Annotated in this window: 19 protein-coding genes; 14 read left to right on the forward strand and 5 right to left on the reverse strand. The window is 67.7% G+C overall.

Translation table 11 applies throughout. The features are described from left to right. Window positions 1-99 precede the first annotated feature (99 nt). Window positions 100-687 (forward strand): malonic semialdehyde reductase, encoded by a 588-nt coding sequence (locus WKR98_RS23630; protein WP_124690335.1) that lies wholly within the window; start codon window positions 100-102, stop codon window positions 685-687. 60 nt (window positions 688-747) lie between these two features. On the opposite strand, the gene WKR98_RS23635 is transcribed toward WKR98_RS23630, so the two are convergent. The 5 genes from WKR98_RS23635 to WKR98_RS23655 all read right to left on the reverse strand — a co-directional run bounded on the left by WKR98_RS23635 (window position 748) and on the right by WKR98_RS23655 (window position 4,336). Beyond that, complete coding sequence (locus WKR98_RS23635) at window positions 748-1,725, reverse strand: Bug family tripartite tricarboxylate transporter substrate binding protein (RefSeq protein WP_124690334.1); 978 nt, start codon at window positions 1,723-1,725, stop codon at window positions 748-750. A 74-nt stretch (window positions 1,726-1,799) separates the two neighbouring features. Next, on the reverse strand, window positions 1,800-2,396 hold the full coding sequence (locus tag WKR98_RS23640; protein ID WP_124690333.1) for a nuclear transport factor 2 family protein: 597 nt from the start codon (window positions 2,394-2,396) through the stop codon (window positions 1,800-1,802). 20 nt (window positions 2,397-2,416) lie between these two features. After that, the gene (locus tag WKR98_RS23645; RefSeq protein WP_341434836.1) at window positions 2,417-3,292 is read right to left on the reverse strand and encodes an intradiol ring-cleavage dioxygenase; all 876 of its coding nucleotides are present in this window, start codon (window positions 3,290-3,292) and stop codon (window positions 2,417-2,419) included. A gap of 139 nt (window positions 3,293-3,431) precedes the next feature. After that, on the reverse strand, window positions 3,432-3,896 hold the full coding sequence (locus tag WKR98_RS23650; protein ID WP_341434837.1) for a DUF192 domain-containing protein: 465 nt from the start codon (window positions 3,894-3,896) through the stop codon (window positions 3,432-3,434). A 206-nt stretch (window positions 3,897-4,102) separates the two neighbouring features. Further along, a complete protein-coding gene (locus tag WKR98_RS23655; protein ID WP_124690330.1) occupies window positions 4,103-4,336 on the reverse strand; it encodes a cold-shock protein in 234 nt (77 codons plus the stop codon). A gap of 247 nt (window positions 4,337-4,583) precedes the next feature. On the opposite strand from WKR98_RS23655, the gene clpS reads away from it, so the two are divergent. The 13 genes from clpS (at window position 4,584) to WKR98_RS23720 (ending at window position 21,871) form a co-directional block, all read left to right on the forward strand. Further along, window positions 4,584-4,904, forward strand: coding sequence for an ATP-dependent Clp protease adapter ClpS (gene clpS / locus WKR98_RS23660; RefSeq protein WP_124690329.1), 321 nt, complete (start codon window positions 4,584-4,586; stop codon window positions 4,902-4,904). Continuing rightward, a complete protein-coding gene (gene clpA / locus WKR98_RS23665; RefSeq protein WP_124690328.1) occupies window positions 4,901-7,192 on the forward strand; it encodes an ATP-dependent Clp protease ATP-binding subunit ClpA in 2,292 nt (763 codons plus the stop codon). Before clpS ends, clpA begins: the two co-directional genes overlap by 4 nt. A gap of 748 nt (window positions 7,193-7,940) precedes the next feature. Beyond that, window positions 7,941-9,578, forward strand: coding sequence for a DEAD/DEAH box helicase (locus WKR98_RS23670; protein ID WP_124690327.1), 1,638 nt, complete (start codon window positions 7,941-7,943; stop codon window positions 9,576-9,578). Window positions 9,579-9,788: 210 nt separating this feature from the next. After that, on the forward strand, window positions 9,789-10,706 hold the full coding sequence (gene ehuB, locus WKR98_RS23675) for an ectoine/hydroxyectoine ABC transporter substrate-binding protein EhuB (protein WP_341434838.1): 918 nt from the start codon (window positions 9,789-9,791) through the stop codon (window positions 10,704-10,706). Continuing rightward, window positions 10,703-11,356 carry an ectoine/hydroxyectoine ABC transporter permease subunit EhuC gene (ehuC, locus tag WKR98_RS23680; protein WP_124690325.1) on the forward strand — a complete coding sequence of 218 codons (654 nt, stop codon included), beginning with the start codon at window positions 10,703-10,705 and terminating at the stop codon, window positions 11,354-11,356. The genes ehuB and ehuC overlap by 4 nt, the downstream gene beginning before the upstream one ends. Beyond that, complete coding sequence (ehuD, locus tag WKR98_RS23685; RefSeq protein ID WP_124690324.1) at window positions 11,353-12,021, forward strand: ectoine/hydroxyectoine ABC transporter permease subunit EhuD; 669 nt, start codon at window positions 11,353-11,355, stop codon at window positions 12,019-12,021. Before ehuC ends, ehuD begins: the two co-directional genes overlap by 4 nt. 23 nt (window positions 12,022-12,044) lie before the next feature. Continuing rightward, window positions 12,045-12,815, forward strand: coding sequence for an ectoine/hydroxyectoine ABC transporter ATP-binding protein EhuA (ehuA, locus tag WKR98_RS23690; protein ID WP_341434839.1), 771 nt, complete (start codon window positions 12,045-12,047; stop codon window positions 12,813-12,815). A gap of 99 nt (window positions 12,816-12,914) precedes the next feature. After that, window positions 12,915-13,598 carry a response regulator transcription factor gene (locus WKR98_RS23695; protein WP_124690322.1) on the forward strand — a complete coding sequence of 228 codons (684 nt, stop codon included), beginning with the start codon at window positions 12,915-12,917 and terminating at the stop codon, window positions 13,596-13,598. Continuing rightward, a complete protein-coding gene (locus tag WKR98_RS23700; RefSeq protein WP_238160089.1) occupies window positions 13,595-15,019 on the forward strand; it encodes a sensor histidine kinase in 1,425 nt (474 codons plus the stop codon). Before WKR98_RS23695 ends, WKR98_RS23700 begins: the two co-directional genes overlap by 4 nt. A gap of 122 nt (window positions 15,020-15,141) precedes the next feature. Beyond that, the gene (locus WKR98_RS23705; RefSeq protein ID WP_341434840.1) at window positions 15,142-16,254 is read left to right on the forward strand and encodes an efflux RND transporter periplasmic adaptor subunit; all 1,113 of its coding nucleotides are present in this window, start codon (window positions 15,142-15,144) and stop codon (window positions 16,252-16,254) included. A gap of 9 nt (window positions 16,255-16,263) precedes the next feature. Continuing rightward, a complete protein-coding gene (locus WKR98_RS23710) occupies window positions 16,264-19,383 on the forward strand; it encodes an efflux RND transporter permease subunit (protein WP_341434841.1) in 3,120 nt (1,039 codons plus the stop codon). Beyond that, the gene (locus WKR98_RS23715) at window positions 19,376-20,596 is read left to right on the forward strand and encodes a TolC family protein (RefSeq protein WP_124690319.1); all 1,221 of its coding nucleotides are present in this window, start codon (window positions 19,376-19,378) and stop codon (window positions 20,594-20,596) included. Before WKR98_RS23710 ends, WKR98_RS23715 begins: the two co-directional genes overlap by 8 nt. A gap of 105 nt (window positions 20,597-20,701) precedes the next feature. Continuing rightward, on the forward strand, window positions 20,702-21,871 hold the full coding sequence (locus WKR98_RS23720; RefSeq protein WP_124690318.1) for an ABC transporter substrate-binding protein: 1,170 nt from the start codon (window positions 20,702-20,704) through the stop codon (window positions 21,869-21,871). The last annotated feature ends 1 nt before the right edge of the window (window position 21,872 follow it).

A 21,872-nucleotide genomic window follows, 5' to 3' on the forward strand; every position in this document is an offset into this window, starting at 1 on the left:
AGTGATTTCCGTTTGCCGGGGCTATACCGGTGTTTTTTGTCCGGGCTGCGCACTTATAATCCGGAGCCTCACGACTATTCCGCCCAATCGGAGCTCTTCATGGCCATCATTTCGCAGGAAGCCCTAGACCAGTTGTTCACGTCCGCCCGCACGCAGAACGGCTGGCTGGACAAGCCCGTGTCCGACGAGCAGCTCAAGCAAGTCTACGACATTGCGAAAATGGGACCGACCTCGATGAACTGCCAGCCGATGCGCGTGGTGTTCCTGCGCACGCAGGAAGCCAAGGAACGGCTCGTGCCCGCGCTCAGCCCGGGCAACCTGGACAAGGTCAAGGCCGCGCCGGTCACGGCCATCATCGCCACCGACACGCGCTTCCACGAGTTCATGCCGCAGCTCTGGTTCCGCGAGGGCGCCAAGGAAATGTTCGAGGGCAATGCCGCGCTGGCCGCCGCCACCGCCGCCCGCAACGGCACGCTGCAGGGCGCCTATTTCATCATCGCGGCCCGCGCCATCGGCCTGGATTGCGGCCCGATGAGCGGCTTCGACATCGCCAAAGTCAACGCCGAGTTCTTCCCCGACGGCCGCCTGACCGCCAACTTCATCTGCTCGCTGGGCTACGGCGATACGTCCAAGCTGTTCGACCGCCAGCAGCGCCTGTCTTTCGAGCAGGCCGCCACGCTGCTCTGATCCTCCGGGCCCGCCGTCCGGTCCCGGCAGCCGCCGGGACCGATGGCACCGGGATCGGGCCTATTGCTGTTCGATGCCGGCTTTCTGCATGACCGTGCGCCACCGTTCGATCTCGGCGCCGACGTGGCTGGTCATCGCCTGCGGCGTGGAGGCCTCCGGCAGGCAGGCCGCCGCCAGCGTCTGCTTGCGGAGGTTCTCGTCGGCCAGCGCCCGGCGCACCGCCTGGTTCATCTTGTCGACGATGGCGGTGGGCGTGCCGGCCGGGAAGGCCAGCCCGTACCAGGTCGTCACGTCGTAGCCGGCCACGCCCGACTCCAGCGCCGTGGGCGTCTGGGGCAGGCCTTCGTAGCGCCGCGGCGAGGTCACCGCCAGGGGTTTGAGTTCCCCGGCGCGGATGTGGCCCAGCAGGGGCGAGGCCACGTCCACCAGCAGTTCCACCTCGCCGCTCAGCACGGCCGCCACCGCGTTCGGCGTGCCCTTGTAGGGGACGTGGACGATGTCGATACCGCTGACCTGCCGCAGCAGCTCGCCGGCGAAATGCTGGGTGCTGCCGATGCCGACGCTCGCGTAGTTCAGCTTGCCGGGCTGCGCCCTGGCCAGCTTCACCAGCCCGGCGATGTCGGCGGCCGGGAAGTTCTTGCCGGCCGCCACCACCAGCGGCTGGGCGCACAGCATGGAGACGGGCGCGAAGTCCTTGACCGAGTCGAAGGGCAGCTTGCGGTAGATGGCCGCCGAGACCGCGTGGCCATTGTTCATGACGAATACCGTGTGGCCGTCCGGCGCGGCGCGCGCCACCGTGCCCGCGGCCAGGGTGCCGCCGGCGCCGGGCTTGTTCTCCACCACGATGGGCTGGCCCAGGATTTCCGCCAGTGGCTGGGCCACCATCCGGGCGATGATGTCGGTACCGCCGCCGGGCGCGAAGCCCACCACCATGCGCACGGGCCGGCTGGGCCAGTCCTGGGCGGCCGCGGGCAGGGCCAGGGTCATGGCGAGCGCGCACAGTAACGCGCCCGGCCGTTTCGGGTCGGTATGGAACATGGATAGTCTCCTGGGTGCTTCTTATTGTGGTTTGCCGCCGCTGCAGGGGCGGCGGCAAGCTTGCCCGCGAGGCGTCAGGGCCGCGCGGATCCCGCCAGCCAGGCTTTGCCGCGAGCGTACAGCGCCTGGACTTCCTGGCCGTGCAGGCCGGGCATGGTGGTCTTGACGTCCATGCCTATCTTGACCTGCAGATAGGCCAGGTGGCGATAGCCCTCGGGGAAGCGGGCCAGCAGCGCCGCGTCCAGTTCCGGGCGGGCGGCCGGGTCCACCGGGTCCATCCGGTCCTTTTCGTAGATCGGCTGGCGTTCGACCATGCCCCAGCGGCCGCCGCGCTTTTCCAGGAAATCGTAGAAGCGGCCGGTGCACACCACGTCGCACGGCACGCCGTCCACGGTGGCGCGCTGGGAAATGGTCATCTTGGTCTGGACGACGGCCCGGTCGCCTTCGCGGTCGATGGTCATGCCGCCCAGGAAGTGCAGGATGTTGACGCCGCGCTCCATCCCTTCGCGGCTCTGCCGGATGAATTCGGTGGCCGAGGCCTGGCACCAGGTCGCGTTCATGCGGCCGTCCTCATGCCAGACGGTGGCGAAGCGCTCCCAGTCGCCGGCGTCGCGCCACAGCGCCCAGTTCTCCACCAGTTCGCGTATGGCGAGTTTTTCTTGGTCGTACATGTCTCCTCCAGTCAGGGAAGTCAGGGGGCGGATCCGGACGCCGGGTTCAGCACGAAGTCGAAGTCCAGGGTGTAGAAGGGCTGCGCGCTGGTGCCGCCGTCGGGCGTGGGGCCGGGCTCGTGCCGCAGCCATTGTGCGATCAGCGACGAGCGCACGCCGAACACCGCGTCGGAATCCAGGTACTGGTCGCCGTCGCGGAACACGTGGGTCACCAGGGTCTCGTAACCCCCGGCGCGGATCATGAAATGCAGGTGGGCCGGCCGCCAGGGATGGCGGCCCAGCGCGGCCAGCATGCGGCCGACCGGGCCGTCGTGGGGGATGGGATAGGCTTCGGCCAGGATGGAGCGGAAGTGGAAGCTGCCGTCGGGCGCGGAATGGATGCGTCCCCGGCCCCGATGCGTGGGGTCGTCCGGGTTCTGCACGTCGTAGAAACCTTCGGCGTCCGCCTGCCAGACCTCCATTTCCGCGCCGCCCACGGGGGTGCCATCCGCACTCCGGACCGTGCCGCGCACGAAGCACGGATCGCCCTTGGCGCCGTTGGCGATGTCCTCGCCCAGCGCGTAGTCGGGCGCGCCTTCGACGAAGAAGGGGCCGAAGACCGTGGCTTCCGTACAGGCGGGCGGCTTGCGGTGGTTCATCGCCGTCACCAGCGTCGACAGGCCGAGCGTGTCGGACAGCAGGATGAATTCCTGGCGCTTGTCGTCGGTGATGTGGCCCGTGGCGGTCAGGAATTCGATGCCCGCGGCCCATTCGGCCTCCGTCAGCTTCACCTCGCGGGCGAATTCGTGCAGGTGCTGCACGAGGCTGGTCATGATCTCTTTGAGACGGGCGTCGGGCGCCTGGGCGTGCCGGGCCAGGACGGCCTGGGTGATGGTGTCTTCGTTCAGGTTGCGCATGGCGCCTGGTCTCCTGGATGCTTGGGTCTTCCGCCTGCGGTGGGCGTGCTCAGGCCGGCTACTGTAGACGTGGCCGGGAGCGATTGAAATGGAAAAATCGGAAAAGAGTTTTACGCCAGGCGCAAGGCCGGGGGGACGGCTAGCGGGCGCGGGGTATGCCTTCCAGGCGCGAGCCGGCCTTCAGTCCGCGCTTGGCGAACCAGCCGCGCTCCATTTCCAGCGCGTAGCGGACGGGCTGGACCGCGCAGTGGCTGTCTTCCGTCTTGGGGGCCATGTCTTCGATGTTCGCGATGGTGCCGTCATCGGCGATGAAGGCCACCGACAGCGGGATCAGCGTATTGCGCATCCACATGCACTGGGTGCCGGGCATCTCGAAAATGAAGAGCATGCCCTGGTTGGGCCCCAGCTGTTCGCGGAACATCAGGCCGCGCTCGCGGGTGGGCGGGGTGCTGGCGACCTCGGCGTGGATGAGGTGCATGCCGGCCCGCAGCGTCTGCACGGGCAGCGTGGCCTGCGCCGAGGCGGCCGGGGCCAGGAGGGCGGCGGTAAGGCAGGCGCCTGCGGCGGCAGCCAGGCGCGGCAGGAAGGAACGGATGCGGGTCATGACGTCGGCAGGGAGCGGAAAAGGACACAGGTGGACCGCCACGGCGCAAGGCCGCCGCGGGAGGCTCCCGGCGAGGGTAGCATGACCTGGCCCACGGCAAGGTTAAAGGCGCGTCGGGCCGGCGCTGGAGGCAGAATGTATAAGGCCCGCCGGAGCGGACAGGTCTGGCGGGCCGGGGGCGGTTCAGGCGGCGGTGCCGCGGCGGATCAGGCCGCCTCGCTGATGTTCAGCGCCTGCTTGCCCTTGGGACCCTGGGCGGCCTCGAAGGTGACCTTCTGGCCTTCTTTCAGGGTCTTGAAGCCGTTCATCTGGATGGAGGAGAAATGGGCGAACAGGTCGTCGCCGCCATCATCGGGCGTGATGAACCCGAAGCCCTTGGCGTCATTGAACCATTTGACGGTGCCGCTACCCCTCTTGCCTTCGTTGATATCGCTGGACATGACGTAATGCCTTCTTCTAGTCGGTTACAACATATGCGAGGCGCGCTCCCCCGGTGCCGTAGGCAAACGATTGTGCGCTTCGCAGGTGCGAGTTTTGGTGGGTTTGCTACTTCCGGGGCTTGATAAATCAGGCCCCGGACATCAAATAATGGGAAAGATGTCACGCTGCGTCAAGCTCGGGATGGCCCGGGCATATAGGAGTATGCTGACGGCTTGCGGGGCACTTTCAAGTGGATAGAATAGGCGCATGGGCACCGGGTTCGATTCTCAACCGGATCAGACAACGCTGCTTGAGCGGGAACCGTCGAAGACCAAACCACCTCCAATGTTCACGGTGGTGTTGTTGAACGATGATTTCACGCCGATGGAGTTCGTTGTGCTGGTATTGGAGAAATTTTTCAGCAAGGGGCGCGAGCAGGCCACCCAGATCATGCTCAAGGTGCATCACGAGGGTCGCGGCGTCTGCGGGGTCTATCCGCGGGACATCGCCAGGACCAAGATCGACCAGGTAAGCCGTTTTTCTCGGCAGAACCAGCATCCGCTTCAGTGCATCATGGAGGAAGCGTGATTTCTCAAGAATTGGAAGTTAGCCTTCACATGGCGTTCGTCGAGGCCCGTCAGGCTCGGCACGAATTCATCACGGTAGAGCATCTGCTGCTCTCGCTGCTCGACAATCCGTCGGCGGCCGAGGTGCTGCGCGCTTGCGCCGCCAACCTGGACGACCTGCGCCGCAACCTGCGCAATTTCGTCAATGACAACACGCCCGTGATCCCGGGCACGGAAGAAGCCGATACCCAGCCCACGCTGGGATTCCAGCGCGTCATCCAGCGCGCGATCATGCACGTGCAGTCCACGGGCAATGGCAAGAAGGAAGTGGCCGGTTCGAACGTGCTGGTCGCCATCTTCGGCGAAAAGGATTCCCACGCGGTCTATTACCTGCACCAGCAGGGCATCACCCGCCTGGACGTGGTCAATTTCATGTCCCACGGCATCACCAAGCAGCCGCAGCTGGAAGCCTCCACCACGCCCAAGGAACCCGAGGCGGAAGCCGAGGCCGAGGCCAAGCAGTCGCCGCTGGACCAGTACACCCAGAACCTGAACATGGCGGCCAAGGCCGGGAAGATCGATCCCCTGATCGGCCGCGACAGCGAGGTCGAACGGGTCATCCAGGTGCTGTGCCGCCGCCGCAAGAACAACCCGCTGCTGGTGGGCGAGGCCGGCGTGGGCAAGACCGCCATCGCCGAGGGCCTGGCCTGGCGCATCACCGAGGGCGCCGTGCCCGACGTGCTGGCCGACGCCTGCGTCTATTCCCTGGACATGGGCTCGCTGCTGGCGGGCACCAAGTACCGCGGCGATTTCGAGCAGCGCCTGAAGGCGGTGCTCAAGCAGCTCAAGGAAAGCCCCAAGGCGGTGCTGTTCATCGACGAGATCCATACGCTCATCGGTGCCGGCGCGGCGTCGGGCGGCACGCTGGACGCCTCCAACCTGCTCAAGCCGGCCCTGTCCTCGGGCCAGTTGAAGTGCATAGGCGCGACCACGTACACCGAATACCGCGGCATCTTCGAGAAGGACCACGCGTTGTCGCGGCGCTTCCAGAAGATCGATGTCAACGAGCCCAGCGTCGAGCAGACCGTGCAGATCCTGCGCGGCCTGAAGCAGCGGTTCGAGGACCACCACAGCGTCAAGTATTCGTCGGCGGCGCTGTCGGCGGCGGCCGAGCTGTCGGCCAAGTTCATCAACGACCGCCACCTGCCGGACAAGGCCATCGACGTCATCGACGAGGCCGGCGCGGCCCAGCGCATCCTGCCCAAGTCGCGCCAGAAGAAGGTGATCGGCAAGGCCGAGATCGAGGACATCGTGTCCAAGATCGCCCGGATCCCGCCGCAGTCCGTCTCCAGCGACGACCGCAGCAAGCTGGCCACGCTCGAGCGCGACCTGAAGGCCGTGGTGTTCGGCCAGGATGCCGCCATCGATGCGCTGTCCGCGTCCATCAAGATGGCGCGCTCGGGGCTGGGCAAGCCCGACAAGCCCATCGGCGCCTTCCTGTTCTCCGGCCCCACGGGCGTCGGCAAGACGGAAGTGGCCAAGCAACTGGCCTTCATCCTGGGCATCGAGCTGCTGCGCTTCGACATGTCCGAGTACATGGAGCGCCATGCCGTGTCGCGCCTGATCGGCGCGCCGCCGGGATACGTGGGCTTCGACCAGGGCGGCCTCCTGACCGAGGCCATCACCAAGAAGCCGCACTGCGTGCTGCTGCTGGACGAAATCGAGAAGGCCCACCCCGAGGTCTTCAACATCCTCCTGCAGGTGATGGATCACGGAACGCTGACGGACAACAATGGCCGCAAGGCGGATTTCCGCAACGTCATCATCATCATGACGACCAACGCCGGCGCCGAAACCCTGCAGAAGAACGTGATCGGGTTCTCCGGCGCGCGCGAGCAGGGCGACGAGATGGCGGAAATCAAGCGCATGTTCACGCCCGAGTTCCGCAACCGCCTGGATTCGACCATTTCGTTCAAGGCGCTGAACGAAGAGATCATCCTGCGCGTGGTCGACAAGTTCCTGATGCAGCTGGAAGAGCAACTGCACGAGAAGCGCGTCGAGGTCATCTTCACCGATGCGCTGCGCGCCTACCTGGGCAAGAAGGGCTTCGATCCGCTGATGGGCGCGCGTCCCATGCAGCGCCTGATCCAGGACACCATCCGCCGCGCGCTGGCCGACGAACTGCTGTTTGGCAAGCTGGTCAGCGGGGGCAGGGTGACCGTGGATATGGTCGACGACGAGATCAAGCTCAACTTCGACGACACACCGCCCAAGTCAGCGCCGCAGCCGGAGGTGGAACTGGCGGACTGACCCCCCCGTACGCGCTGACGCGCGCCCCCCAGGGGGCGGCACTGGCGGACCGGCGGAGCCGGATCCGCTGTGCCCTGGGTCTGTGTGGGGCCGTCGACGGTTGTTGGCGGCCTGTTTTTTTGCCGCCGGGCCGCCCCAAGGCAAAAAAGCACCCCCTCGGGGGGCAGCGCCGCCGCGTAGCGGCAAGCGTGGGGGCATTTTTTGCCGCCGGGCCGCCCCAAGGCAAAAAGCGCCCCCTCGGGGGGCAGCGCCGCCGCATGGCGGCAAGCGTGGGGGCATTTTTTGCCGCCGGGCCGCCCCAAGGCAAAAAAGCGCCCCCTCGGGGGGCAGCGCCGCCGCGTAGCGGCAAGCGTGGGGGCATTTCTTGTGGGGTGTGTGGTTTTGCGGAGGGTGGGGGTATCTATTAGGGTAAATCTGGGGTATTATTGCTGTACTGCACAAATCACGCCATCGCCCTGTCGGGCACCGGTGTGGCCTTCATGCAGACGATCGGTAACCAGATGGGTTGACCGAAAACTGCATCGTCTCTGACCTCGTTTTTCCCTTTGCGTTGCGCGCACGGTGATATCGGTCGGCGCCGATGATCCGTCCGGAGCGGCCGTGTCCGTCTCCGCAGCGTAGCGCCAGCTTTCCAGGCTCGATGAATCCGGCACCGTCCTTTGGCGGGGCCATGGCCGCGTTTTGCGCGTCCGGGGAACATCCCGCGAGGGAAGGCTTGCGTTGCGCATACGTAACGTAAGGAATGAATATGTCTTTCACTGAACTCGGTCTTGCCCCCGCCATCGTTGGCGCGCTGACCGAAGCCGGCTTCGTGGAACCCACGCCGGTCCAGGCCCGGGCCATCCCGCTGGCGCTGGAAGGGCACGACCTGATGGTGTCGTCCCAGACCGGCAGCGGCAAGACCGCCGCCTTCATGCTGCCGGCGCTGAACAAGCAGGTCGAGACCTCGCCGCTGCGCACGCCCGGCGTGCGCGTGCTGGTGCTGACTCCCACGCGCGAACTGGCCCAGCAGGTCTCGGACGCCACGCGCACCTATGGCAAGGCGCTGGGCTGGCTGCGCACGGCCACGGTCGTGGGCGGCATGCCCTACGGCGCCCAGTTGAAGGCGCTGTCGCGCCGCGTCGATGTGCTGGTCGCGACGCCCGGCCGCCTGCTGGACCATGTCCAGTCCGGCAAGGTGAACCTGTCCGAAGTCGAGGTGCTGGTGCTGGACGAAGCCGACCGCATGCTGGACATGGGCTTCATCGACGACATCGAAGCCATCGTGGCGCGTACGCCCGCCACCCGGCAGACGCTGCTGTTCTCGGCCACGCTGGACGGCTCGGTGGCCCGCATGGCCGCCAAGATGATGCGCGAGCCCCAGCGTATCGAGATCGCCAGCCAGAAGGAAAAGCACGCCAACATCACCCAGGCGCTGCTGTACGCGGACGACATGGCCCACAAGATGCGCCTGCTGGACCACCTGCTGCGCGACGCCAACATCCAGCAAGCCATCGTCTTCACCTCGACCAAGCGCGCGGCCGATGAACTGGCCGATGCGCTGGCCGACCAGGGCTTCGCTGCCGAAGCCCTGCATGGCGACATGAACCAGCGCCAGCGTACGCGTACGCTGGGCAACATGCAGCGCGGTCGGGTGCAGATCCTCGTTGCCACCGACGTGGCGGCGCGGGGCATCGACGTGCAAGGCATCAGCCACGTCGTCAATTTCGACCTGCCCATGCAGGCCGAGGACTACGTGCACCGCATCGGCCGTACCGGCCGCGCGGGCCGCGATGGCCTGGCGTTCACGCTGGCCGCGCATGGCGAGCGCCACAAGGTCCGTTCCATTGAACGCTATACCGACCAGAGCATCCCGGTCCAGGTCATCCCCGGGCTCGAGCCGCAGCGCGCGCCGCGGCCCGGTTCCGACCGTCCGCGCCGCGGCGGCCCTGGCGGCAAGCCGGGCGGCTGGCGCCAGGGCGGCCGTAGCGGCTACCAGAATCGCGAAGACGGCCAGCGGCAGTACGAAGGCCGGGGCCATTTCGAGCGCAACCGCGACGAGCGTCCGGCTTTCGGCGACCGTCCGCGTGGCGATCGCCAGGAGCGCCGCTACGGCGACGCGCCCCAGGGCGCACGCCAGGGCTACGGCGAACGCCGGTACGAGCCGCGTATCCAGGACGACCGCCGCGAGCGTGCGCCGGAAGGCCAGGGCTACGCCGCCCGGCCGCGTGGCGACCGGCCGCAGGGCGAGCGCACCTGGGGCGATCGTCCCCAGGGCCGTCCCGAAGGCGACCGCCGCGAGCGCCCGGCCCAGGCCTGGGCCGACCGCCCCCGCGCGGCTCGTCCGGAAGGCGATCGTCGCGACGCCCCCGTGCGCCGCTTCGACTCCCGTCGCCGCGCCGCCTGACGGCATCCCGCGCGGCCGCTAGCCGCCGCGCGCCAGGGGCTTGCTCCGCGCAGCCCCTGGTCCCGACGCCCCCGACCTGCGGTTCGATCCGCACGCGGGGGCGTTTTCACGTCCGCGCCGTCGATCCCGTACAGATCATTCGCCTTCAATTAATTTGAACTGAAATATTATTAAGCGATATGATTTGCCTTGGTATTACCCGGGCAGCTCATGACTCGTTTTCTTCTCGCGATGTGGACGGCGGTAGGGGTGGCAGGCATCGCGCCTCCCGCGGGAGCGGCCGATGCCGGGGCCGCGAACCCGCCCGACAGCCTGCAGCGCGCCATCCAGGCCGGCAGGCTGCGCATCGGCTACGCGAACGAAGCGCCGTTTGCCTACATGGACAGCCGGGCGGGTCGATTGACCGGCGAAGCGCCGGAGATCGCCCGCGTGATCCTGGGGCGGTTGGGCATAGGCGATGTCGAGGGCGTGCTGACCGAGTTCGGCGCGCTGATCCCGGGCCTTCTGGCCGGCCGTTTCGACATGATCGCCGCCGGCATGTACGTGCTGCCCGAAAGGTGCCGCCAGATCGCCTTCTCGAACCCCACCTACGGCGTGGGCGACGGGTTTCTCCAGCGTACGGACAATCCCCGCGAGCTGCACGGCTATGCGGACGTGGCGGCCGATCCGGCGGCCCGCGTGGGGGTAGTGGTCGGGGCGGTGCAGAACGACTATGCCGCGCGCGCGGGCGTGCCGCCGTCGCAGGTCGTGGTATTTCCCGACGTGGTCAGCGCGGTCGAGGGCGTGGTGGCGGGGCGCGCGGACGTCTATGCCGCGACGGCCCTGACCCTGAACTATGTGCTGACCAAGGTGCCGGACTGGCAGATCGATAAGGTGGCCCGGTTCGTCCAGCCCACCGAGAACGGCGAGGCGGTTCGGGGATACGGCGCCTTCGGCTTCCGCAAGGGCGACGTGGCGCTGCGCGTAGCCTTCGACCGCGAGCTGGCGCATTTCATCGGGACGCCGGAACACCAGAGCCTGGTCGAACCCTTCGGCTTCACCGGGACCGAACTGCCGGGCGGCGTCACCGCGGAGCAATTGTGCGGTCAGGCGCCCGCCGCGCCCGCCCCGGCTCCCGATCCGTCATGATCGACCTCCAGGAGCTGTTGCCGCCGCTGCTGCGCGGCCTGTGGGTTACCTTGCAGCTTACCGCCGGCGCGGCGGTGCTGGCGGTGCCGGCGGCGCTGCTGGCCGGCCTGGGGCGCATGTCGCGGCGGCCCTATCTGTCGTGGCCGGCGGCCTGCTACGTGGAGGTGTTCCGCGGGACCTCGGCGCTGGTGCAGCTGTTCTGGGTGTACTACGTGCTGCCGCTGCTGGGCCTGCGGTTGCCGGCGGTCTGGGCGGGCATCCTGGTGCTGGGCCTGCACACCGGCGCCTATGGTGCGGAGGTCGTGCGCGGCGCGATCGCCAACGTGCCCAAGGGGCAGGCCGAGGCCGCGGTCGCGCTGAACATGACGCCGCTGGCCACGCTGTGGCGCATTCTGGTGCCCCAGGCCGTGCCGCTGATGCTGCCGCCGGCGGGCAACCTGCTGATCGAACTGCTCAAGAACACGGCGCTGGTGTCGCTGATCACCATCACCGACCTGACCTTCAGCGCGCAACTGCTGCGCAGCGAGACCTTCCGCACCGTGGAGGTGTTCAGCATCGCGCTGCTCATGTATTTCGTCGCCGCCCAGGTATTGAACGGCGGCATGCGGCTGCTGGAACGGCGCGCCGCGCGCCACCGGGAGCGGGCATGACCGCGGCCGCCAGCCAGCCGTTGTTCGACTGGGCCTACGCCCGCGCCGTGCTGCCCACCTTGCTGGACGGCCTGGCGATCACCGTGCAGGCCACGCTGCTGGGCATGGTGCTGGCCGTGACGCTGGGGCTGGTGCTGGCGCTGATGCGGCGGGCGCCGGTGCGGCCCCTGGCCTGGGGCGCTGCGCTGGTCATCGAGTTCGTGCGCAGCACGCCGTTGCTGATGCAGCTGTTCTTCCTGTTCTACGTGCTGCCGGTCACGGGCGTGCGGTTCTCGCCGCTGACCACCGGCGTGCTGGGGCTGGGGGTGCACTATGCCGCCTATTGCGCCGAGGTGTACCGGGCCGGCCTGGACAGCGTGCCGCGCGGTCAGTGGGAGGCGGCACTGGCACTCAACCTGGACCGCTGGCGGACGCTGCGCGACGTCATCCTGCCCCAGGCGATCCCGCCCATCGTGCCGGCGCTGGGCAATTACTTCGTCGCCATGTTCAAGGACACGCCGCTGTTGTCGGCCATCACCGTGGTGGAGCTGCTCCAGGCCAGCAAGATCGCCGGCTCGGCCACGTTCCGCTATACCGAGCCGCTCACGCTGGTGGGGCTGATCTTCCTGGCATTGAGCCTGTTGGCGGCCTGGGGCGTGAGGCGCCTGGGCGCCCGGCTGCGCTAGGGCGACGACATGAAGGAGGAAGCATGAGCGCCAGTGTCACGTTGGAGAATGTTCGCAAGCGCTACGGCGACGTCGAGGTGCTGCGAGGCATCGATCTGCACATTCCGGCTGGCCAGACGGTCGCGCTGATCGGCCCGTCGGGATCGGGCAAGTCCACGCTGCTGCGGCTGCTGATGACGCTGGAGCGGCCCGATGCCGGCCGCGTGCTGATCGGCGGCGAATCCATGTGGACCGAGCCGCGGGGCGGCCAGGAGGTCCCGGCCCGCGCCGCCCACTTGCGTAGGGTGCGGGGCCGGATAGGCATGGTGTTCCAGCACTTCAACCTGTTCCCCCACATGACGGCGCTGCGCAACGTGGCCGAGGCGCCCAGGCACGTGTTGGGGCTGGGCCGGGAAGAGGCCGAGCAGCGGGCGCGCGAGTACCTGGACATGGTGGGGCTGGGAGACAAGCTGGACCAGTATCCGGGCAAGCTTTCCGGGGGCCAGAAGCAGCGCGTGGGCATCGCTCGCGCGCTGGCCATGCGGCCCGAGGTCATGCTGTTCGACGAGGTGACCTCGGCGCTGGATCCGGAACTGGTTGGCGGCGTGCTGGAGATCATGCGGGAATTGTCCGCGCGGCGCACCATGACGATGATCATCGTGACGCACCAGATGAAGTTCGCCGAGTGCAGTTCCGACCGCACGCTGTTCTTCGAAGGCGGCCGCATCGTCGAGGACGGCCCGTCCGCCCAGGTGTTCGGCCATCCGGCCGAGGCGCGCACGCGCCAGTTCCTCGAGGCCGTCATCGAGGCCTGAGCGGGCGGACCCCCATCGCGGCAACGAAGGGTAGACTATAAGGAGCCCGGCGCCGTCCATGCGCGCCGGATCCTCATCAGTCGGGAATCGTTAGCCGCCATGCGTTGCCTGGTCATCGAAGACGAAGTCGATACTTCGCGCTATATCTGCAACGGCCTGAAGGAAGCCGGCCACGAGGTGGCGGCCTGCCGCGACAGCGCCGACGGGCTCAATCGCGCCATGACCGAAGCCTGGGATGTCATCATCCTGGACCGCATGCTGCCCAACGACGTGGACGGCCTGTCCATCCTGACCACGCTGCGGGGCATAGGCAAGACCACGCCCGTGCTGATCCTGAGCGCGCTGGCGGGGCTGGACGAGCGCGTCAGAGGGCTGCGCGGCGGCTGCGACGACTATCTGACCAAACCGTTCGCGTTCTCCGAACTGGCGGCCCGGGTCGAGGCCCTCTACCGCCGAGCCAGCGCGCGCGACGACGTGCGCGAACTGCGCATCGCCAACCTGCGGGCCGACCTGACCAAGCGCACCGTCGAGCGAGACGGCAAGACCATCACGCTGCAGCCGCGCGAGTTCCGCCTGCTGGTCTACCTGCTGTTGAACCAGGAACAGGTCGTGACCCGCACCATGCTGCTCGAGGCGGTCTGGGACTATCGCTTCGATCCGCAGACCAACGTGATCGACGTGCAGATCAGCCGCCTGCGCAACAAGATCGACAACGGCTTCACGCCCCCTCTGATCCATACCGTGCGCGGGGTGGGGTACATGATTTCGGCGGCGCCGCGTTGAGCTCGGCCTACGACGACTATCCCGGCCGCCAGACCGGGCCGCTGGCCTTCGTCCGGCGCCTGTGGCAGTCGGTCGCGTTCCGGCTCGCGCTGGGCTATGGCGTGTCGGTGGTGCTGTTCATGATGGTGCTGCTGTCGGTGCTGTACGTGCAGACCATCGGCGTGCTGCAGAACCGGATCGACCGGCAACTGATCTCGGCCAACCACCGCATGGTCAGCCATTTCGAGGCTTACGGCCTGGAGCGGCTGGCCGACGACATCACCGAGACCTTGACCGACGGCGTCAACTCCGACACCGAGGTCTACCTGCTGACCACCGCCGCGGGCAAGAAGGTGGCCGGCAACATCGCCGTTTCCCGGGACCTGCTCAAACCCACCTTCGGGATCGTGGAAAAGCAGGTGCTGCGGGACGGGCGCATCTCCTACAGCCGGTTCCGCACGGAACTGCTGGCCGACGGCTCCGTCCTGCTGGTCGGCCGCGACATGCGCGACCAGAAGGACCTGGAACAATTGGTGGGCAACGCGTTGATGGCGGCGGCGGTGGTCTCGGTGCTGCTGGCCATCATCGGCGCCATCGTGTTCCGCGACCAGCTCGAGGGCCGGGTCGGCGCGATCCGGCGCACCGCCGCCCAGATCGAGGCCGGCGACCTGACGCAGCGCATCCCGGTGTCCGGCAAGGACGACGAATTCGCGCGCCTGAGCCACGACATCAACCTGATGCTGGACCGGATCGAGATACTGATGGACGGCGTGCGGCACGTCTCCAACACCATCGCCCACAACCTGCGCACGCCGCTGTCGCGCATCCGCGCCAAGCTGGAGGTGGCCAGCCGCCCGGGCACGGACCCGGCGCAGGTGGCCCAGGCCACGACGTTCGCCATCCGCGAGATCGAGGAACTCACCATCGTCTTCGACAAGCTGCTGCAGATCGCCGAGGCGGAGTCGGGCGCGCGGCGCCAGGCTTTCCAACCGGTATCCCTGAATGACATCGTGGCCGACGTGGTGGAGCTGTACGAGCCGGTGGCCGAGGAAAAGGGCGTGGAGCTGCGCGTGCGCATGGACGAGGACGTCATGGCGGCGGGCGACCGGGACCTGCTGGCCAGCGCGGTGGCCAATCTGCTGGACAACGCGATCAAGTATGCCGGCAGTCCCGCCCGCGTTACGGTCAGCACGCGGCGCGACAGCGACACGGTTTCGCTGGTGGTGCAGGATAACGGGCCGGGCATCCAGGCCATCGAACGTTCCAAGGTGGGGACCCGGTTCTTCCGGCTGAACCGCCGCGTGCCGGGCTACGGCCTGGGGCTGGCCAGCGTGACGGCCATCGCCAGCCTCCACAACGCGTCGCTGGATCTGGACGACGCCGCCCCCGGCCTGGTGGCCCGTATCACGCTGCCCAGGCTGGGGAACATGACTAAACGGTAATGTTTCGGCCATGCTTTCCCGCTCGCCCGGTCGCTAACATCACGCGATCCGGATTTCGAGTACGTTGCGCCGTGGGACGCGTCGACGATCGGTCCGAGCCGTAAAATCGTCAAAGGGTTCTCATGCCGCGTTTTGCCCATTTCGTCGCCGTCACCTGTCTGCTTGCCCTGGCGGCATGCTCGGACAAGCAGGAAGCTCCCCCGGCTCCCACCGAAAACGCCGCGCCGCTCGCGCCCGGCCAGGTCCGCGTCAAGCCCGCTTCGCTCAAGTACATGGAAATCCAGGAAATGGGGACCCAGGGCGCGATGCACGTCGTCTGGGCGCCTGCCCGGGTGGCTTTCCGCGAGGAACAGGTGGCCGAGGTGGTGGCGCCGGCGTCCGGCCGCATTCTCCAGGTCCAGGCCCAGGTGGGCGACGTGGTCAAGGCCGGGGCGCCGCTGGCGACGCTGTCCAGTCCGGACGCCTCGCGCGTGCGCGCCGACTACGCCAACGCCCAGGTCGAACTGCGGGTGGCGCAGGCCGAAGCCAAGCGGCAGCGGCTGATGACGGAGAAGGGTATCGGCATCGAGGCCGAACTGGTCGTGGCCGAGGCCAAGCTACAGGAAGCTCAGCATAACGCCGACGTGGCGTCGCGGGCGGCCAGCTTCCTGGGCGGCGGCGGCAGCGACACCCTGGTGCTGCGCGCGCCCCGCGCCGGCGTGGTCATCAACCGCAACACCATGCCCGGCGCGTCGGTGGGGCCCGATTCCGGATCGCTGTTCACCGTGGGCGACCCGACCGCGCTGTGGATCAACGCCGACGTTTTCGAGAGCGACCTCAGCGCCATCACCCAGGGGGCGGCGGTGCAGGTCGTGGTGTCTTCGCTCGATCGCCCGCTGGCGGGCAAGGTGTTGCGCGTGGGCTCGGCCCTGAACGCCCAGACCCGCCGCGGCCAGGTGTTCATCACGCTGGACGAGTCCAATCCCAACCTGCGTGCCGGCATGCTGGCACGGGCCGGCATCCAGAGCCGTGCCGCCGAAGGATTGTCGGTGCCCGTCACCTCGGTGCTGATCAAGGACGGCCAACGCTCCATCGTCTTCATCCAGGTGTCGGACAACGTGTTCGAGGCACGTACCGTGTCGCTGGGCCAGCCGTCCAACGGCTACATCCCCGTGTTGTCGGGCATCCAGCCCGGCGACAAGGTGGTCACCAAGGGCGGCTTGCTGCTCGACGGCGCCGCCAACCAACTGCTGTAAGGATCCGCCATGCGTTCACTAATCGCGCTGGTGGTCCATCGCCGCCTGGTGGCGTTGACCGCGACGCTGATCGTCGCCATCTATGGCGTCTACGCCTTCCTGAACACCGCCATCGAGGCGTATCCGGACGTCACCAACGTCCAGGTGGGCATCATCTCGCTCGCGCCCGGCCTGGCGCCGGAAGAGGTCGAGCGGCAGGTCACATTCCCGCTCGAGCGGGCCTTGAACGGGACCCCCGGCCTGGTGTCGCTGCGGTCAGAGAGTTATTTCGGGCTGTCGATGATCACCATGGTCTTCGACGACAAGACCAAGAGCTTCGATGCGCGCGTGCAGGTCACCCAGCGGCTGCCGTCGGCCGACCTGCCCGACGGCGTGACGCCGGAGATGGCGCCCGACAACACGCCGTTGGGCAAGATCTTCTATTACCGGCTCAATAGCGACCGCCACACGCTGGCCCAGCTGCGTTCGGAGCAGGAGTGGACCGTGGCCCGGGTCCTCAAGCAGATCCAGGGCGTAGCCGACGTGGTCAGCATGGGCGGCTTCGTCAAGGAATTCCACATCGAGGTGGATCCGGCCAAGCTGATGGCGCACAACCTGACGCTGGACCAGGTGGTCGAGGCCGTCTCGAAGTCCAACCAGAACGTCGGCGGCGGGCTGCTGCGCCGCGGCGAGCAGTCCCTGATCATCCGCGGTATCGGCCTCTTGCGCACGCCGCGCGACATCGAGACCATCGTGCTGGACGTGCACAACAACACGCCGGTGCGCGTCAAGGACGTGGCCCGCGTGGTGCAGTCGTACACGCCGCGCCAGGGTTCGGTGGGCATGAACGACGAGGACGACATCGTCGAAGGCATCGTGCTGCTCAAGCGCGACGAGAATCCCAGCAAGGTGCTGGACCAGGTCCACGCCAAGGTGGACGAGATCAACACGCACATGCTGCCCGCCGGCATGCGCATCGAACCCAGCTACGACCGCTCGCACCTGGTCGGCCATACGCTGCAGACGGTCTATCACAACCTGTTGTTCGGCGCGACGCTGATCGTGGGCGTGTTGTGGCTGTTCCTGCGCAGCCTGCGCGGCTCGCTCATCGTCGCGGTGGTCATTCCGCTGTCGCTGCTGGTGGCGTTCATAGGCCTGCACTTCCTGGGCATGCCGGCCAACCTCATTTCCATGGGCGCGATCGACTTCGGCATCATCGTCGACGGCGCGGTGGTGCTGACCGAGGCCATCATCCACAAGGCCAGGCTGCGAAAACCCTCTTCGCGCCGCGACATGTTCGAGCTGATCATCGAGGCCGCCATGTCGGTGGCCAAGCCGACGCTGTTCGCGATGGCCATCGTGATCGCGGCGCTGATCCCCGTGTTTTCGCTGGAAAGCATCGAGGGGCGCATCTTCCGCCCACTGGCTATGACCTATACCTTCGCGCTGATCGGCGCGCTGGTGTTCGCGCTGACGCTGGTGCCCGCGCTGTGCGCGCTGCTGCTGCGCCCCAAGGACGTGGTGGCGCCCGAACCGGCGGTGTTCCTGCGCATGCATCATGCGTATTCCCGCTGGATCTCGCGCGTGCTGGAAAGCGGCCGCAACCGGCGCAACGTGTTTGCCGGGGCCACGGTGGCGCTGCTGCTGGGGCTGTATGCCGGCTCGCACCTGGGGACGGAGTTCCTGCCTGAGCTGGACGAGGGCGACGCCTACGTGCTCGTGCAGATGCCGCCGTCGATTTCGCTGGAGAAAGGGCAGGAGCTGCTGCGCACCATACGCACGCGGCTGAAAGAGGTGCCCGAGGCCATTTCCGTTACCAGCGAGCAGGGGCGGCCGGAGGACGGCACCGACAACGAGACCATCAATGTCGCCAAGGTGCTGGTGCGCCTGAAGGAGCGCGCGCAGTGGCGCAAGGGCTTGACCAAGGACGAACTGGTGGCCCAGATGCGCCAGTCGCTGGCCGACATCCCGGGCGTGCAGTTCAACTTCGCCCAGCCCATCCGCGACAGCGTCGAGGAATCGACCTCGGGCGCGCGCGGCCATGTGGTGCTGAAGGTGTTCGGCACCGAGATCGAGACCATGCGCGGCATCCTGCAGCAAACCAAGGAAGTCGTCAGCCATATCGACGGCGTGGTCGACCTGGACCTGTACCGCGACGCCCCGGCGCCCCAGCTGCACATCGAGTTCAACCGCGACGCGTTGGCCCGCTACGGCATTTCCATGGAAGTGGCCGATACCGCGGTCGAGACCGCGCTGGCCGGCAAGGTGGTCACCACCGCCTGGGAAGGCGAGCGCAGCGTGCCCGTGCGGGTGCGCCTGCCGTATGTGGACCGGATGGACGAGGCGCGCATACGCGAGATTCAGGTCTCGGCGCCCGACGGCACCTACGTGCCGCTGCACGCGTTGGCGAGCATCAGCTTCAAGGTGGGCAACTCCTCGATCTTCCGCGAGGGCAACGCACGCTACATGGCGCTGAAGTTCAACGTCCAGGGGCGCGACATGGGCTCGGTCGTGAAGGATGCCATCGCCGCCTTCAAGAAGGACGTGAAGATGCCCGAGGGCTACATCGCCCAGTGGGGCGGCCAGTGGGAGAACCAGCAGCGGGCCTCGGCGCGCCTGAAGGTCGTCGTGCCGCTTTCGCTGCTGGTGGTGTTCGTCCTGCTCTTCAGCGCCCTGGGCAGCGCCCGCAGCGCATCCATCATCCTGCTGACCGCGCCGTTCGCCATGATAGGCGGCATCATCGCGCTGCACCTGACCGGCATCGACCTGTCCATCAGCGCGGCGATCGGCTTCATCGCGCTCCTGGGGCAGGTGGCGCTGGCCGGCCTGCTGGTCCTGAGCGCGGTCGAGAACCTGCGGCGCGAAGGCGTGGCGCTGATCCCGGCGTTGATCGAGGGGGCCGCCGAGCGCATGCGCTCCATCCTGATGGTGGCGCTGCTGGGCCTGATCGGCCTTCTGCCGATGGCTTTGTCCACCGGCGTGGGCAGCGAGACCCAGCGTCCGTTCGCCTCCGTGGTGGTGGGGGGCATGGCGGTGCTGCCGCTGGTGGCGCTGTTCGTCCTGCCCGTGCTGTACGCCTGGCTGGGGCCCCGGCGCATGCTGACCGCCGAGGAGCGCGACGCGGCAACTATGGACAACGATCATGCGTAAGTATCTAGGTATCCTGCTGGTGGCGCTGTGCCTGCCGGCCGCGCGGGCCGCCGATATTCCCCCGGCGCTGGGCACCGAGGTGTCGCTGCCCCAACTGCTGGAGCTGGTCAAGACCTCCAGCCCCGCGCTGCAGGCCGAGCGCACGCAGGTGGCGATGGCCGAGGCCGACCTGATGACGGCGCAGACCTTCTCCAACCCCAGCGTGGGCTACACCCACAAGCGGGGCGAGAAGGAAACCACGATCTCGCAGGACATTCCCATCTTCGGCCAGCGCGGCGCCCGCATCGAGAGCGCCAAGAGCGGGGTCGAGGCGGCCCGGGCGCAACTGCGCCTGGTCTATGCCCAGGCCTTGCAGGACGCGGCGCGGGATTTCATGTCGCTGCTGGTGTCGCAGGAACGCGAGAAGCGCTGGCTGGACGCCAAGGACGACCTGGAAGGCGCCTTCCGCATCGTGCAGGGGCAGGTGCAGGCGGGTGCCCGCAGCCGCTACGACCTGACCCGGCTCGAGGTGGAGCGTGCCTCGCTGGACGCGCAACTGGCCCAGGCCCAGGCCGAGACGCTGCAGGCGTCGGCCCGGGTGGCGGCCGCCGTGGGCGCGCCGGCATGGCGGCCGCGCGCGGCCGGTTCCATCGTCTCGCACTGGACGGCGCTGAACTTCGACGCCATCTGGCCGCAGGCGCAGAACCGCCTGCCCACGGTGCGCGCCGCACTGGCCCAGCAGGCCTTCGCCGAGAAACAGCTGGAAGCCGAACGGCGCCAAGCCTATCCCACGCCCACCTTCATGGTCGGGCGGCTGAACAACAGCGAAGGCCGCAGCACCGAGTACGGCGTATCGGTGGCCATTCCGCTGTTCGATCGCAATCAGGGCCCCATCGCGCGTGCCGCCGCCGAGGCCGATGGCATGCGCTTGCGCAGCCGCGCCATCGTCGTGGCCGCGGAAAGCGAGCTGCGCCGCGCCACCGAGCAGCTCAGCCGCCGCCAGCAACTGGCCGACCGCTTCGAGAAGGAAGGCCTGTCCATGATCCCCCGGCTGCGGCAGATGGCGCAGGATTCCTACACGCTGGGCCGGGGCAGCATCCTCGACCTGGTCGATGCGATCCAGGCCGTGGCCGAGAAGAAGAACACCTATCTGGACCTGCTCGAGGCCGTGATGCAAGCGGAAGTGGACGTGCGCATCGCCTCCGGCGAGCTGGGGGCGGACCTGCTCGAATGACCCGGGAACGGCCCGCCGCCGCCCCCCCCGGCGGCGTAAACTAGCGGACATGGCCGGCCCCACCGCGTGGGTTTTTTCCGGCCGGTTCTCATTCCGGGGGTTCAAATGAAATCATGGGCATTGCGCGGCTTCCTGCTGGCCGGGCTGGCGCTGGCGTCGGCCGCGAAAGCGGACATTACCGTCGGCATCGACCTCGCCACCACCGGTCCGGCCGCGGCGATCGGCATCCCGTCCAAGAACGTGGTCATGATGTGGCCGCCCACGCTGGGCGGCGAGAAGGCCAACTACATCATTCTGGACGATGCGTCCGACCCCACCAACACCGTTACCAACGTGCGCAAGCTCACGTCCGAGCAGCACATCGACGTCCTGGTCGGCCCCAACACCACGCCGGCCGCGCTGGCGGTACTGGACGTGATCGCCGAAAGCCGGACGCCCATGGTGGCCCTGGCGGCCAACGCCTCCATCATCGAGCCCCATGCCGATGCCAAGCGCAAATGGGCGTTCAAGATGCCGCAGAACGATTCGCTCATGGCCAGCGCCATCGTCGGCCACATGGCCCGCGCCGGCGTGAAGACGGTCGGCTTCATCGGCTTCAACGATTCCTACGGCGAGAGCTGGTGGAACGAGTTCTCGCCGCTGGCGCAGAAGGCCGGCATCAAGGTCGTCGCCAACGAGCGCTACAACCGCACCGACACCTCGGTGACCGGTCAGGTGCTCAAGCTGATGGTGGCCAAGCCCGACGCCATCCTGGTGGCGGCCTCGTCCACGCCGGCGCTGCTGCCGCAGAAGACGCTGGTGGACCGCGGCTACCGCGGCAAGCTCTACCAGACCCATGGCATCGCCACGCCCGAGTTCCTGCGCCTGGGCGGCAAGGCCGTGGAAGGCACGCTGTTCCCGACCGGCCCCGGTGTGGTGGCGCACGGCCTGCCGGCCTCGCATCCGGTCAAGAAGGTGGCCACCGAGTTCGTCGACCGCTATGAAGCCAAGTTCGGCGCCGGCTCGGTCACCCAGTTCGCGGGCGACGCCTGGGGCGCCTGGATGCTGCTGGACGACGCCGTGGGGCGCGCGCTGAAGAAGGGGGCCAAGCCCGGGACGCCGGCCTTCCGCGCCGCGCTGCGCGACGCGATCGAGTCGACCTCCAACCTGACCGTGCCCAACGGTGTGCTGAACATCTCGGCCAGCGACCACCAGGGTTTCGACGAACGTTCGCGCGTGATGGGTATCGTGCGCGACGGCAAATTCGCGTACGAAGGGGAAGGCAAGAGCAGGTAGG

The sequence above is a fragment of the Pigmentiphaga sp. YJ18 genome, assembly GCF_038066655.1.
Lineage (GTDB): Bacteria > Pseudomonadota > Gammaproteobacteria > Burkholderiales > Burkholderiaceae_B > Pigmentiphaga.

Bases quoted from the DNA above. Each gene is read 5' to 3' on its own strand.
- WKR98_RS23630 (WP_124690335.1), top strand. From the start codon at position 100: ATGGCCATCATTTCGCAGGAAGCCCTAGACCAGTTGTTCACGTCCGCC.
- WKR98_RS23635 (WP_124690334.1), bottom strand. From the start codon at position 1,725: ATGTTCCATACCGACCCGAAACGGCCGGGCGCGTTACTGTGCGCGCTC.
- WKR98_RS23640 (WP_124690333.1), bottom strand. From the start codon at position 2,396: ATGTACGACCAAGAAAAACTCGCCATACGCGAACTGGTGGAGAACTGG.
- WKR98_RS23645 (WP_341434836.1), bottom strand. From the start codon at position 3,292: ATGCGCAACCTGAACGAAGACACCATCACCCAGGCCGTCCTGGCCCGG.
- WKR98_RS23650 (WP_341434837.1), bottom strand. From the start codon at position 3,896: ATGACCCGCATCCGTTCCTTCCTGCCGCGCCTGGCTGCCGCCGCAGGC.
- WKR98_RS23655 (WP_124690330.1), bottom strand. From the start codon at position 4,336: ATGTCCAGCGATATCAACGAAGGCAAGAGGGGTAGCGGCACCGTCAAA.
- clpS (WP_124690329.1), top strand. From the start codon at position 4,584: ATGGGCACCGGGTTCGATTCTCAACCGGATCAGACAACGCTGCTTGAG.
- WKR98_RS23670 (WP_124690327.1), top strand. From the start codon at position 7,941: ATGTCTTTCACTGAACTCGGTCTTGCCCCCGCCATCGTTGGCGCGCTG.
- ehuB (WP_341434838.1), top strand. From the start codon at position 9,789: ATGACTCGTTTTCTTCTCGCGATGTGGACGGCGGTAGGGGTGGCAGGC.
- ehuC (WP_124690325.1), top strand. From the start codon at position 10,703: ATGATCGACCTCCAGGAGCTGTTGCCGCCGCTGCTGCGCGGCCTGTGG.
- ehuD (WP_124690324.1), top strand. From the start codon at position 11,353: ATGACCGCGGCCGCCAGCCAGCCGTTGTTCGACTGGGCCTACGCCCGC.
- ehuA (WP_341434839.1), top strand. From the start codon at position 12,045: ATGAGCGCCAGTGTCACGTTGGAGAATGTTCGCAAGCGCTACGGCGAC.
- WKR98_RS23695 (WP_124690322.1), top strand. From the start codon at position 12,915: ATGCGTTGCCTGGTCATCGAAGACGAAGTCGATACTTCGCGCTATATC.
- WKR98_RS23705 (WP_341434840.1), top strand. From the start codon at position 15,142: ATGCCGCGTTTTGCCCATTTCGTCGCCGTCACCTGTCTGCTTGCCCTG.
- WKR98_RS23710 (WP_341434841.1), top strand. From the start codon at position 16,264: ATGCGTTCACTAATCGCGCTGGTGGTCCATCGCCGCCTGGTGGCGTTG.
- WKR98_RS23715 (WP_124690319.1), top strand. From the start codon at position 19,376: ATGCGTAAGTATCTAGGTATCCTGCTGGTGGCGCTGTGCCTGCCGGCC.
- WKR98_RS23720 (WP_124690318.1), top strand. From the start codon at position 20,702: ATGAAATCATGGGCATTGCGCGGCTTCCTGCTGGCCGGGCTGGCGCTG.